Annotated in this window: 8 protein-coding genes and 1 pseudogene; all 9 read left to right on the top strand. The window is 68.2% G+C overall.

From position 1 onward, the window contains the following. The first annotated feature begins 57 nt into the window (after positions 1 to 57). The gene (locus tag JZZ72_RS17315; protein WP_043862912.1) at positions 58 to 1275 is read left to right on the top strand and encodes an acyl-CoA dehydrogenase family protein; all 1218 of its coding nucleotides are present in this window, start codon (positions 58 to 60) and stop codon (positions 1273 to 1275) included. 55 nt (positions 1276 to 1330) lie between these two features. Further along, positions 1331 to 3109, top strand: coding sequence for an ABC transporter ATP-binding protein (locus tag JZZ72_RS17310; RefSeq protein WP_210014758.1), 1779 nt, complete (start codon positions 1331 to 1333; stop codon positions 3107 to 3109). Continuing rightward, the gene (locus JZZ72_RS17305) at positions 3102 to 4925 is read left to right on the top strand and encodes an ABC transporter ATP-binding protein (protein ID WP_054915370.1); all 1824 of its coding nucleotides are present in this window, start codon (positions 3102 to 3104) and stop codon (positions 4923 to 4925) included. Before JZZ72_RS17310 ends, JZZ72_RS17305 begins: the two co-directional genes overlap by 8 nt. Before the next feature lie 183 nt (positions 4926 to 5108). Continuing rightward, positions 5109 to 6254 (top strand): LLM class flavin-dependent oxidoreductase, encoded by a 1146-nt coding sequence (locus JZZ72_RS17300; protein ID WP_058540679.1) that lies wholly within the window; start codon positions 5109 to 5111, stop codon positions 6252 to 6254. Next, complete coding sequence (locus JZZ72_RS17295; RefSeq protein ID WP_043862916.1) at positions 6251 to 7309, top strand: ABC transporter substrate-binding protein; 1059 nt, start codon at positions 6251 to 6253, stop codon at positions 7307 to 7309. The genes JZZ72_RS17300 and JZZ72_RS17295 overlap by 4 nt, the downstream gene beginning before the upstream one ends. A 69-nt stretch (positions 7310 to 7378) precedes the next feature. Next, complete coding sequence (locus tag JZZ72_RS17290; protein WP_160328366.1) at positions 7379 to 7525, top strand: hypothetical protein; 147 nt, start codon at positions 7379 to 7381, stop codon at positions 7523 to 7525. Between the two features lie 32 nt (positions 7526 to 7557). Beyond that, positions 7558 to 9789 (top strand): TonB-dependent receptor, encoded by a 2232-nt coding sequence (locus JZZ72_RS17285; RefSeq protein WP_210014757.1) that lies wholly within the window; start codon positions 7558 to 7560, stop codon positions 9787 to 9789. Between the two features lie 60 nt (positions 9790 to 9849). Further along, the gene (locus tag JZZ72_RS17280; protein WP_210014756.1) at positions 9850 to 12309 is read left to right on the top strand and encodes a TonB-dependent receptor plug domain-containing protein; all 2460 of its coding nucleotides are present in this window, start codon (positions 9850 to 9852) and stop codon (positions 12307 to 12309) included. A gap of 129 nt (positions 12310 to 12438) precedes the next feature. Beyond that, a pseudogene (locus tag JZZ72_RS28315) lies at positions 12439 to 13158 on the top strand (HAMP domain-containing protein); the annotation flags it as partial. Positions 13159 to 13337: the final 179 nt, after the last annotated feature.

The following is a 13337-nucleotide window of genomic DNA, read 5'->3' as shown; positions in this document are numbered from 1 at the left end:
GTGTGGCACAGAACCTGCTCAAGGGCCTGAAACCTGTTCATTCAAGGAAGCCCCCGCATGAGTACCCCGCCCCGCCGCCTGGAAAGCGCCGCCCAGGCCATCGCCGCCGCCCATGAAATCGCCGGCCAGATCGCCGAGCTGGCCCGCGACCGGCACAACAACCGCCAGTTGCCGCGTCGCCAGGCCCAGCTGCTGTCCGACAGCGGCCTGACCGCCATCGGCGTGCCCGCGCAGTTCGGCGGGCTGGGCGCTTCGGTACAGACTATCGTCGAGACCGTGCGCATCGTGTCCGCCGCCGACGGCGGTGTCGGGCAACTGCTGCAGATTCACAACGTGATGCTGCGCGGTGTGCTCAGCGGCTACCCGGATGAAGTGCGCGAGCGCCTGATCGCCGACCTGCTGGCCGGCAAGCGCCTGGGCAACGCCCTGGCCGAGGTCGGCGGCAAGAACAAGTTCGCCCTCAAGACCCGCATCGAGCGCCGCGAAGACGGCAAGCTGGTGCTCAACGGCAGCAAGTTCTACTCCACCGGCTCGTACCTGGCCGAATGGATCTCGCTGACCGCCGCCAGCGACGACGGCGGCGCCGGGGTGCTGCTGCACCGCGACACGCCGGGCCTGACCCTGCTCGACGACTGGGACGCCTTCGGCCAGAACAACTCGGTGAGCGGCACGGTGCAGTTCGACAACATCGAGCTGGACGAGCGCTATGTGCTGCGCCGCCAGGGCCCGATGAAGCGCACCGGGCTGACCTTCCCGCAGATACTGCACGCGGCCATCGACACCGGCATCGCCGCCGGCGCCCTGCAGGCCGGCATCGACTACCTCAACCAGCACGCGCGCCCGTGGGTGGAGAGCGAGGTGGAGCGCGCCAGCGAAGAGCCGCACATCATCCGCCAGATCGGTGAATACGCCGTGGCCCTGCGCGCCGCCGAATCGCTGCTGCGCGATGCCGCACGGACCTTCGATGCGCACGAGCTGGCCCCCGACGACAAGGCCCTGCAGGACGAGCTGATTCTCTCGGTAGCCACCGCGCGGGCGCACTCGGATGCCGCCTCACTGAAGATCTCCAGCGACATCTTCTCGCTGCTGGGGGCCAGCGCCTCGCTGAGCAAATGGAACCTGGACCGCTTCTGGCGCAATGCGCGGGTGCACACCACCCACGACCCGATCCGCTGGCGCCTGCACCACGTGGGCAACTACTACCTCAACGGCATCGACCCGGGCGAATACACAGCCATTCTCGCCGCCAGGCAGAGCGCGGGCGCCAGCCGCTGAACACCGGGCGCGGGGCCTGCCCTGCGCCTGTTTTCCCCTTTGCCTCGAGTTTTCCATGAGCCCTCGACACCCGCTGCTGCGCAGCCTGGCGATCTACCGCGAAATGCCCTGGCGTTTCGCCCTGGTCGCCGGGCTGTTCGTTTTCATCAACCTGGGGCTGGTCTGGCAGCAATGGCTGATCGGCCATGCGCTGAACGACGTGAGTGCCGGCGCCGCCGTGGTACGCCTGGCCGATGGCAGCCTGGATGCACGCCTGGCCTGGCACTGGTTCTGGCTGATAGGCGCGGTGGCGCTGGGCCGCGCGGTGTTGCAGTACGCCGCGGCCATCGGCTCGCTGGTGCTCGGCCAGGCGCTGCTCACGCGCCTGCGCGAGCGCCTGCTGGCCCAGGTGCAGGCCCTGCACCTGGGCTACCACTGGCAGCACGGCATGGGCGAGATGGTCACCCGCACCACCCGCGATGCGGACAAGGTGCGCGATGCCCTGATCAGCTTCTGGCGCCAACTGGTGGAAACCCCGTTGGTGGTGCTGGCCACCGTCGGCCTGCTGGCCTGGTACGACCCGTGGCTGGCCCTGGGGCCGCTGCTGCTGACCGTGCTCGGGCTGGGCATCTTCGTGCACCAGACCGAGCGCCTGGTGGCACTGGACCGGGCCGTGGGCGCCGCCTACGACCGGGTCAACCAGGACCTGGCCGAAGGCATCGGCGCGGTACGGGTGATCAAGTCGTTCGGCCTGCAGGTCCAGCGCATCGAGGGCTTTGCCGCGCAGGTGCAGGTGTTTGCCGGGCATGCACGCCAGGCGCTGGCCTACGCCAGCTCGCGCATACCGCTGCCGCAGGCGGTGGTGGCGCTGGGGCATGTGTGGATCCTGGTGGTCGGTGCGCAGCTGGTGGCCCAGGGGCGCATCGGCATCGGCGAGCTGGTGACCTCGCTGCTGATCGCCACCACCCTGGTGTTTCGCATCGAAGGCATCGGCCGGGTGATGCAGACCTTCGCCGACGCGCGCGCCTCGGCCGAGCGTATCTGGCAGTTGCTCGATGCGCCGGTACACATCGTCAGCGGTCAGCAGTCGCTGCCCCCGGGGCCGCTGGGCCTGAAGCTGGAGGCTGTCGGCGTGGCAGCGCCCGGCGGTGGGCAGGCGGTGCTCAGCCAGTGCTCGTTGCAGATAGAACCCGGCGAGGTGGTCGCGCTGGTGGGCGCCACGGGCACCGGCAAGAGCCTGCTGGCCAGCCTGCTGCCGCGCCTGACCGAGGCCGACCAGGGCCGCGTGCTGCTGGGCAGCGCTGCACGGGGCTGGCACGACGTGCGCACCCTGGCGCTGGATGAACTGCGCCGGCGCGTGCATGTGCTGCCCCAGGAGAGCTTTCTGTTCGCCGACAGCCTGGCTGCCAACCTGCGCCTGGGTGCGCCCACGGCCAGCGACGCGCAACTGCTCGATGCACTGCGCCAGGCCAGCGCCGAGGACGTGCTGGCGCGCCTGCCCCAGGGCCTGGACACGCCGCTGGGCGACCGTGGCGTGACCCTCTCGGGCGGCCAGCGCCAGCGCCTGTGCCTGGCCCGCGCCCTGCTGGCGGCCCCCGACATCCTGTGCCTGGACGACGCCACCAGCGCGCTGGACGCGATCAGTGAACAGCGTGTGCTCGACACCCTGCGCCAGCGCCGCAGCGATGGGCATGCGCCGACCCTGCTGCTGATCGCCAGCAAGCTGAGCACCGTGCAACTGGCCGACCGCGTGCTGCTGCTGAGCAGTACCGGCATTGCCGACAGCGGCAGCCATGCGCAGCTGCTGCACCGCAACCCGACCTACCGTGAACTGCTGGGGATCGAGCATGGCTAAGCCGCAAGCGGGCACTGCCCTGAGCGATATCGAGATAGAAGAATTACTGGCAAGAAAGGCCCTGGACCGCAGCATGTTCCGGCGCCTGCTGCCCCTGCTGCGCCCGGTGCGCCGGCAGATCGGCTGGGTGATCGGCCTGGAGCTGGTGCTGGTGTTCACCGTGTTCCTGCGCCCGTGGTTCGTGCGCGAGCTGCTCGATCACGGGCTGATCCATGACGGCAACGCCTGGCTGCTGGACCCGCCGCTGGTGCTGTGGCTGGGCGCGGGCCTGGCGGCAAGCTGGCTGGGGCGCTTCGTGCTGGCGGGGCTGTCGCAGTACATCGCCGGCAGCGCCGCGATCAGCGTGCTCAACGACCTGCGCGTGCGGGTGTTTGCGCACGTGCAGGCGCTGAGCGTGGGCTACTTCGACCGCACCCGCGCCGGGCGCATCATTTCGCGGGCCGACCGCGACGTGGACGCGCTTGAGCCGCTGCTGATCCAGGGCCCGCCCGAGCTGCTCGGCGCCCTGCTGCGCTGCAGCCTGGCGGCGGTGATGCTGTGGCTGATAGAGCCGCTGTTCTTCTTCAGCCTGATCGGCAGCGTGCCGTTGCTGCTGCTCGCCACCTGGGGCTTCAAGCGTATCGCCCAGCGCAACTGGGCGAAGGTCGCGGAAAACCGCAGCCGCTTCACCGCCCACCTGGTGGAGAGCGTCAGCGGCGTGCGCCTGCTGCAGCAGACCGGCCGGCAGCAGACCAACCTGCAGCGTTACCAGGGCCTGCTGGACGACTTCAACCGCGCGCTGATTCTGGGCAGCCTGCGCTCGGGCTGGTTCGCGCCGTTCACCGCGCTGCTGGCCGCGATGGGCATGGCGGTGCTGGTGCTGGTGGGTGGCTACGGGCTGGCCGAGGGTTCGGTGACGGTAGGCCAGGTGGGTGAAAGCCTGTTCTACGTGATGCTGTTTCTGGGGCCGTTGCAGGAGCTGACCGACCTGTTCGAGCGCTATGCCACCGGTTCGGCTTCGGCGCAGCGGATCTTTCTGCTGCTGGACACCGCGCCGCAGATTCTCGACCCGCAGGTGCCCGTGGCGTTGCCCAGGGCGCGTGGCGAGGTGCGCTTCGAGCAGGTGCGCTTTGCCTATGAGCGTCAGGCGCCAACGCCGGTGATCGACGGGCTGGACCTGCACATACGGGCCGGCGAGGTGCTGGCATTGGTCGGGCCGTCGGGGCATGGCAAGAGCACGCTGGTGCAGTTGCTCACGCGCTTCTATGACGTGGACGGCGGCGCAGTGAAGCTCGATGGCATCGATGTTCGCCAGTTGAGCCAGCAGCAGTTGCGCCGGCACGTGGGTGTGGTGCTGCAGGACAACGTGCTGTTTGCCGGCAGCATCCTCGACAACCTGCGCCTGGCAGCACCGGGGGCGGACGATGCGACGCTGATCGCGGCGGCCCGCGAGCTGGGCGCCGATGAAGTGCTGGAGCGCCTGCCGCACCAGTACGCGACCCAGGTGGGGGCGCTGGGCGCGCACCTGAGCCATGGGCAGCGCCAGCTGGTGTGCCTGGTGCGGGCGTACCTGGCAGACCCCGCGGTGCTGGTGCTGGACGAAGCCACCTCGGCGGTGGACGTGCATACCGAGCGACGCATCCAGCGGGCGTTGCGTCGGCTGTGCGAGGGGCGCACGGCGATCATCATCGCGCATCGGCTGGCGACCATTCGCGAGGCGGACCGCATCGTGGTGATCGGCCAGGGCCGCCTGGTGGAGCAAGGGCCGCATGCGCAGTTGCTGGCCAGGGGTGGGGCGTATGCGGCGCTGCATCGCAGCTATGCGCGGGCCGGTTAGGGCCAATCGCGGGTCAAGCCCGCTCCCACAGGGGGGCATTGCTCTGGTGCTGCAACCGCCGCACCCACTGCTGCTGCACTGCTGCCCTGGCAGCAGTGCAGCCTCCCACCCCCCGCAAAACCGGGCCCGCACCGCGTGGCATGACGGTTGCACCACCTCTGGCACATTCACCGAGGAACAGCCATGAGCACCGAATTCTTCTGGCGCCTGCCCCTGGGCACCGACGGGCCGCAATTGAGCACCGACCGGCACAACCGTGGCAGCTTCAGCCACCAGCACGGCCATATCGCACCCGGCCGGCTGGCAGACGGCCGCCCCGACGGCTTCACCTATATCGACTACATCGCACAGGTGGCCAAGGCCGCCGAACTGGCCGGCTTCGAAGGCGCCCTGCTGCCCACCGGCCCCGAACCCTGGATCGTGGCCGCCGCACTGGCCCGCGAAACCCGCCGCCTGCGCTTTCTGATCGCCTTCCAGGCCGCCTGGACCCTGCCCGCCTACGCCGCACAGCAGGCCGCCATCCTGCAGCACCTGAGCCACGACCGCCTGGACTGGAACATCATCACCGGCGGCAACCCCGCCAGCCAGCGCGCCCAGGGCGACTTTCTCGACCACGACCAGCGCTACCGGCGCACCGGCGAATTTCTCGACATCATCGACGGCCTGTGGCGCAACGAGCACTTCAGCTACCAGGGCGAGGTCTATCAACTGGACAACGGCGCCCTGCCCGAGCACCTGGGCCATGTGCGCAAGCCGGGGGTGTACTTCTCCGGCTTCTCCGACCCGGCCCTGGACGTGGCTGCACGCCACGCCGACGTGTACCTGAACTGGGCCGAGCCGATCGAGCAACTCAGGCCGCACATCGAGCGCGTGCGCGAGCTGGCCGACAGGCAGGGCCGCACGGTGCGCTTCGGCCTGCGCGTGGACCTGTTCGCCCGCGAAACCGAAGAGGCCGCCTGGCGCGACCTGCGCCGCCAGTTCGACAGGCTCGACGGCAGGCCCAGCGCCCTCTCCAGCACCTTCAGCACTGCCAGCGACTCGGTCGGCGGCGCCCGCCAGAGCGCCTATCACCAGAACATCCAGCGCTTCGACGACCTGATTCTGGGGCCAAACCTGTGGGCCGGTTTCGCCAAGGCCAAGCCCGGCCCCACCGTGGGCCTGGTGGGCAGCCACCAGAACATCGCCGAACGCCTGGCCGAGTACCGCGACGCCGGCTTCTCGACCTTCATCCTGGCCGGCAACCCGCACCTGGAAGAAGCCCTGCGCATCGGCCAGGAAGTGCTGCCGCTGGTGCAACAACAACCCATCAAGGACCCGATGCCCCTATGACCACCCCTCTCGATACCCTCTGGTACACCCACAGCCCGGTGCCGACCGGCCTTGGCATCGCCGTGCAGACCGGGCGCCTGGCCGAGGCGTTCCAGCCGCTGGGCACCTCGATCCAGTCGCTGCGCGAGTCCAGCGAGCGCGAAGTGCGCGAAGCCCACTACGACCATCACCTGCCCAACTCGGTGCGCCACGGCGGCAACATTCCGGCGATCTGGGCCTACGCCAGCGGCGTGCAGACCCGCGTGCTGGGGCTGAGCTGGGCCGATGAGGTGCAGTTGATCCTGACCACCGAGGACAGCGGCGTGAAAAGCGTGCGCGACCTCAAGAACCGCCGCTTCGGCCTGCCCAAGTGGGCCAACGTGCAGATCGACTTCACCCGCGCCCAGGCCCTGCGCGGGCTGGAAAACGCGCTCAGGCTCGAAGGCCTGGACGTGGCCGATGTGGAACTGGTGGACTACCCCTACGGCGGCACCCACAGCGACGAGCAGGTCACCCATGTGCATGGCGCCACGGTGACCCTGGGCATGAACCGGGTGAGCCGGCGCAACAACGAACTGATCGGGCTGCTGCGCGGCGACATCGACGCGATCTTCCTCAAGGGGGCCTCGGCCTTGCAACTGGCCCACGAGTTCGGCCTGCGGGTGGTGATCGACACCGGCTCGCACCCCGACCCGCTGATCCGTTCCAACAACGGCACGCCGCGCACCCTGACTGTTGACCTGAACCTGCTGCAACAGCATTTCGGCGCGTGCACGCGCATCGTCGACGTGGTGCTGCGTACCGAGCAGTGGGCCTGGGCCAACCCCGATGAAACCCGGCGCTACCTGGCGCGCGAGCTCAACACCAGCGAGTACTGGGTGGCGGCGGCGTATGGCGAGGACGCGCACCGACGCCTGCGCACCACGCTGGACAGTCGCTCGATCGAGGCGCTGCAGGATTTCACCGATTTTCTGCATCGGTGGCATTTCATTGCGCGGCGCTTCGATGTGCGCGACTGGATCGATTTCAGTGTGCTGGAGGCGGTGATCGGGTCGACGTCGCGGGTGGCCACCTGAAAATCGTGTCGCCCCATTCGCCAGCAAGGCTGGCTCCTACACAGGCCTCGCCCCCTGTAGGAGCCAGCCTTGCTGGCGAAGCTTTTCAAACCGGTTGCTGCTGCAGCAGCAGGCATTCCACAGCCCCCTGCTGCACCACTAGCAACCCACCCCGAAACACCCGATAAAACCCATGTAAATCAACAGCTTGCAAACATGGCACAAACCCTGCTCTAGCCCCGTATCAGCCACACTCGGGGAGCCACACCATGCATCAGCTTCATCCACTGGCCAAGGGCATCGGCCTGGGCCTGCTGCTCGCAGGCACCAGCACCGCCCACGCCGACGACAACACCACGCCGGCACTCAAGACCGTCACCGTCACCGCACAACACCGCGAAGAAACCCTGCAGGAAGTGCCGGTGGCGGTCAGCGCGGTCCAGGGCACCAGTATCACCGCCGACGGCGTGCGCGCCATGGGCGACATCACCACCTTCATCCCCAACGCCTCGGCCAAGAACCCCGATGGCGATGGCCGCCCGCGCTGGTACATCCGCGGCCTGGGCACCGGCGACACCGGCGCCGCCACGGTCTACCCGGTGGGCATCTATGCCGACGACGTCTACCTCAACGCCCCCGTCGCCGGCGGCGGCCCGCTGTTCGACCTGGAGCGCATCGAGGTGCTGCGCGGCCCTCAGGGCACCCTGTACGGCAAGAACACCACGGCGGGGGCAGTCAACGTGATCTCGAAAAAGCCCACCTTCGACACCGACGGCTTCGGCACCATCGGCTTTGGCAGCAAGAACGAACGCATCCTCAACGGCGCCCTGGGCGGCACCCTGGTGGACGAACGCCTGGCCGGCCGGGTGTCGCTGTATTCCGAGGAGCGCGACGGCTTCACCCACAACCTGACCAACGACCAGACCTATGGCGACGTCAACAAGAAGGCCGTACGCGTACAGTTTCTGGCCAGGCTCAACCCGGACCTGGAGGCGCTGTGGAAGCTCCACGGGCGCCAGTTCAAGGGCGATGGCAGCAGCGGTTCGCTGCCGCTGGGCACCTATTACAACGTCGGCTACCAGCGCCCCCAGGGGCGGCGCATCGAGCTGAACGTGGACGAGCACTCCAAACTCGACCACGACGGCACCTCGCTGACCCTGAACTGGGACATCGGCGACTACCGGCTGACCTCCATCACCGCCTACGACTCTATCCGCCAGCAGTCGCTGACCGACGCCGACTACACCCCCTACGAGGTCAACGGCGCGAGCGACACCGACAACCGCTACGACCAGTACTCGCAGGAATTTCGCCTGGCCTCCCCGCAGCAGGAAACCCTGCGCTGGATGCTCGGCACCCATTACTTTCACGAAACCCTCGACAGCACCGACCGGCGTTTCGTGACCCCGGGCCCGACGCCCAACGGCACCGGCTCCAACCAGATCGGCGGGGTCGACCTGAGCAGCCTCGACTACACCCACAAGACCGACAGCTACGCGCTGTTCGGCAACCTGGCCTATGACCTGAGCGACAACTTCACCGTGACCGGCGGGCTGCGCTGGACCACCGAGAAAAAGAGCATCGACCTGGACCTGGCCCAGCTCACCCGCACCAGCGCCAACGGCCCGCTGGTGCCGCTGGGCGCTGCGGGCGCCAACGGCAACCGCGACGAGAGCAAGCGCTGGGACGCCTGGACCTACGATGTGACGCCCGAGTACCGCATCAACGACAACCTGCGGGTGTTCTTTCGCTATGCCCACGGCTTTCGCTCCGGCGGCTTCAACACCGGCCTGTCGAGCAACCTGGCGCAGCTGACCACGGTCGACCCGGAACAGCTCGATGCCTACGAGCTGGGCCTGAAATCGGAGTGGTTCGACCACCGCCTGACGGTCAACGCCAACCTGTTCTACTACGACTACCAGGACATCCAGGTCAACCTGCTGACGGTCAACAGCGGCCTGCTCACCACCGCGCTCACCAACGGTGCCAAGGGCAAGGTCAAGGGCGCGGAGCTGGAGATCGAGGGCCAGCCCACCGACTACCTGCACCTGCGCGCGGCGGTGTCGTTCCTGGACACCGAGTACACCGACTTCAAGAACGTCAACCCCACCACCGGCGAGGTGACCGCCGACTATAGCGGCAACAGCTTCGTGCGCTCGCCGCGCAACGTGGTGTCGCTGGGCGCCGACTACACCATCCCGCTGGCGATCGGCGGCAAGCTGGTGGCCGGCGCCGACGTGAGTTTTCGCGACAAGGAGTACTTTCTGGCCAACCGCCAGAGCAGCGCCGAGCCGACCCTCAGCCAGCCCCACTACACCCTGGCCAACAGCCGCCTGACCTGGTTCAGCGCGGATGAAAAGCTCAGCGTGACCGGCTTCGTCAACAACCTCACCGACCGCCGCTACCAGGTGCACGGCCGGCCCAACGGCCCCCAGGGCCAGTACGTGCTGACCTACGGCGACCCGCGCACGGTCGGCGTCAGCGTCACCAGCCGATTCTGATCGACCGCGCCGGCGGCAGGCTGCCGGCGCACTTCAACTGCCTTGCAAGGAGTACACCCCATGTTGCGTCCCACCCCCTTGGCCGGCGCCATCGCGCTGGTCATCGGCAGCGTTGCCGTGCCCGAATGCTCTGCCCAGGCCGCACCCGGCGCGGATGACAAGCTCGATACCGTGGTCGTGGTCGGCACCCGCCGCAGCGACGTCACCGCGCTGCAAAGCGCAGCCCCGGTGGATGTGCTGAGCGCCGAAAAGCTGCAGGACACCGGTGCCAGCGACCTGTCCGGTGCGCTGACCGCCCTATCGCCCTCGTTCAGCTTCCCGCAGTCGCCCCAGGGCGCGTTCGCCGGCTCCATCGCCCAGGGCGCCTCGCTGCGCGGCCTGGCGTCGGACCAGGTGCTGGTGCTGGTCAACGGCAAGCGCCGCCATACCAGCGCCAACGTGACCCGCCAGGGCCTGGCCAACGGGCGTGGCGCAGCGGCCGTGGACCTGAGCCTGATCCCGCTCAGCGCGGTGTCGCGGGTGGAGATCCTGCGCGACGGCGCCGCCGCCCAGTACGGCTCGGACGCCATCGCCGGGGTGATCAACATCGTGCTCAAGGAGAACGACGACGGCGGCAACGTGGGCTATCGCTTCGGCGGCTACGACAAGGGCGACGGCCTGCAGCGCAAGCTCAGCGGCTGGAAGGGCCTGGCCCTGCCCAACGATGGCTTCCTGACCCTGAGCTTCGATGCCGGCAGCCAGGACCCGGCCAGCGACACCAACCCCGACAACCGGATCTTCTACCCCGGCAGCACCAGCACCGATACCCCGCGCGAGCAGAACAACCGCTACCGCACCTGGCGCTGGGGCTCGGGCAATGTCTCGGACCAGTACAACCTGGTGGCCAACAGCGAAATCGGCCTGGGCGAAGGACTGACCGCCTATGGCTTTGCCACCTATGCGCACAAGAACACCGACGCCGACGGCTTCTTCGACCCGCCCACCACCCTGGCCCGCAACTACGGCAGCGATGCGCTGCGCCGCTACCCGGACGGGCGCCTGCCGGTCACCCGCTACAACCTGCAAGACTATGCCGTGACCGGCGGCCTGCGCTGGGAGGACGAAACCCTGGGCACGTTCGACCTGGCTGCCAACTACGGCAACGACACGTTGAAGTCCACCGACCGCAACGCCATCAACCCCAGCTGGGGCACGGCCAGCCCGTCGAGCATCTACACCGGCGAGCGCGAGAACCAACAGACCAACCTGACCCTGGACTGGGTGCGCGACTTCCCCACCGACCTGCTGGCCAGGCCGCTGACCCTGTCGGCGGGCCTGGCCTGGCGCAAGGAGAACTACCACCTGGGCGCCGGCGAGGCGGCCGGCTGGCAGAACGGGCCGCTGTTCGGCAGCCTGGACCCGGTCAGCGGGCGGCCGATCCCCGGTTACTACTCGGGCATCACCAACGTCGATGCCGCGTCGCTGGAGCGCAAGGTGTTCGGCGCCTATGTCGACCTCGAAGGGCAGCTCACCGACAAGTTCCAGGCCGGCGTGGCGCTGCGCTCGGAGCATTACTCGGACTTTGGCGATACCACCAACGGCAAGCTGTCGCTGCGCTACGACTTCACCCCGCAGATCGCCGCACGCGGCAGCCTCAGCACCGGCTACCGCGCCCCTTCGCTGGTGCAGAGCGGGCTGTCCTCGTTCAGCGTGCAGGTGGTGGAGCAGCCACCTGGCAGCGGCAACTGGGTCGAGGTGCAGCAGCGCACCCTGCGTGCCGACAGCCCCGAGGCCGCGCTGCTGGGCGGGCGCGCGCTCAAGCCCGAAGAGTCGACCAACTACTCCCTGGGCCTGGTGTGGCGCCCGCTGGCCAACGCCTCGGTGACCGTGGACGCCTACCGCATCGACATCGACAACCGCATCACCCTGTCCGACCAGTTGCCGGCCAACGTGGTGGGGCCGATCTTCGCCGGTACGCCGTATGCCAACATCCAGAGTGCGGCGTTCTATACCAACATTGCCGACACCCGCACCGACGGCATCGAGCTGGCCGGCCAGTACCAGTGGGACCTGGCGCAGTACGGCCGGCTGGACCTGAACGCCGGCTTCGCCAAGACGCGCACGCGCATCACCGAACTGCGCGATGCCGGCGGCATTGCCGGCAACCAGATCGTCGGGCGCGCCACCCAGGGCCTGATCGAGCACGGCACCCCCGACACCAAGCTGACCCTCAGCGCCAACTGGCTGTACCAGAACTGGGGCGTGACCCTGACCCAGCGCCGCTACGGTGAATGGCAGAGCCTCAATGCCAGCAACCCCGACCTGGACCAGACCTTCAGCGCGCAGTGGATCACCGACCTGGACCTGAGCTACCGCTTCGACCAGGGGCTGAAGGTCTCGGTGGGTGCGATCAACCTGTTCGACAGCCACCCCGACAAACTCGAAGGCCAGACCCTGTACGGGGTGCAGAAGTACTCGATCACCTCGCCCGAGGGCGCCCAGGGCGCGTTCTACTACACCAGCCTGAGTTACGACTTCTGAATTTTGTCCGACAATAAAATTGAGCTGGATCAACGTTTGGCGTGATGTATGGCACTTAGCCTTCATCCACTGCGACAGCGCTTCTATAGTGTGGCGGGAACCACGTTCCCCCCACTCTAAGGAGCGTTCATGCTGCGCGTACTTTCACTGGAAAACCTCACCGTCACCCGCAAACTGGCACTGGGCTTCGGGCTGATGCTGGCCCTGGCGGTGTGGTTGGCCGCCACCGGCCTCAAGGGGTTGCACAACGACAAGACTTCGTTCGAGCGGATCAACCGACTGAGCACCCTGTTCGACGAAACGGTGTTTGCCCGCGAGGCCAACTACCAGTACGCGCTGGCGCCCCAGGCCGCCCACCTGGACACCCACCAGACCCACCAGCAGGCCTTGCACAGCGCACTGAACGCGGTGCTCGAGGACGTGCAGCGCGGCGCCTGGCCCGCCGAAGACCTGCAGACCGTGCAGCAACTGGCCGACGGCCTGCAGGGCTACATCACCACCCACCAGGCCGCCCTGGCCCTGGACCCGCCCGACAGCGCCCGGGTGGTGCAGGCCAACGCCCTGCTGGCCGACCTGCAGGGCAGCATCAACGTGCTGTACAAGAAGGAAGAGGAGCGCGCTGCCGCCAGCGTGGCCACGGTGGTCTCGATTCTGCTGGGCGTGACCGTCGCGACCCTGGTGCTGGGCACCCTGATCGCCTGGCTGATCGGCCGGCAGATCGTGCGCCCGCTGCGCCAGAGCCTGGAGGCGGCCGAGCGCATCGCCCACGGCGACCTCACCGTGCAGCTGGACAGCCATCGCCGAGACGAACTGGGCCAGCTGCTGCGCGCCATCGGCGACATGAGCCAGCGTCTGCGCGAGGTGATCACGCGCATTGGTCACGGCTCCTCGCAACTGGCGGTATCGGCCAGCCAGCTGGCCACCATCACCACCCAGACCCAGGCCGGCACCGACAGCCAGCGCAGCGACACCGACCGGGTCGCCACCGCCATGAACCAGATGACCTCGATGGTGCAGGCCGTGGCGCG

The sequence above is a fragment of the Pseudomonas palmensis genome (genome assembly GCF_017848315.1).
In the GTDB taxonomy this organism is placed as follows: Bacteria; Pseudomonadota; Gammaproteobacteria; order Pseudomonadales; family Pseudomonadaceae; genus Aquipseudomonas; species Aquipseudomonas palmensis.
Note: the sequence above shows the minus strand (reverse complement) of the source record. Positions and strands in the feature narration are given on the sequence as shown.

Coding starts and splice junctions, on each gene's coding strand:
- JZZ72_RS17300 (WP_058540679.1), top strand. CDS start 5,109: ATGAGCACCGAATTCTTCTGGCGCCTGCCCCTGGGCACCGACGGGCCG.
- JZZ72_RS17285 (WP_210014757.1), top strand. CDS start 7,558: ATGCATCAGCTTCATCCACTGGCCAAGGGCATCGGCCTGGGCCTGCTG.
- JZZ72_RS17310 (WP_210014758.1), top strand. CDS start 1,331: ATGAGCCCTCGACACCCGCTGCTGCGCAGCCTGGCGATCTACCGCGAA.
- JZZ72_RS17280 (WP_210014756.1), top strand. CDS start 9,850: ATGTTGCGTCCCACCCCCTTGGCCGGCGCCATCGCGCTGGTCATCGGC.
- JZZ72_RS17315 (WP_043862912.1), top strand. CDS start 58: ATGAGTACCCCGCCCCGCCGCCTGGAAAGCGCCGCCCAGGCCATCGCC.
- JZZ72_RS17305 (WP_054915370.1), top strand. CDS start 3,102: ATGGCTAAGCCGCAAGCGGGCACTGCCCTGAGCGATATCGAGATAGAA.
- JZZ72_RS17295 (WP_043862916.1), top strand. CDS start 6,251: ATGACCACCCCTCTCGATACCCTCTGGTACACCCACAGCCCGGTGCCG.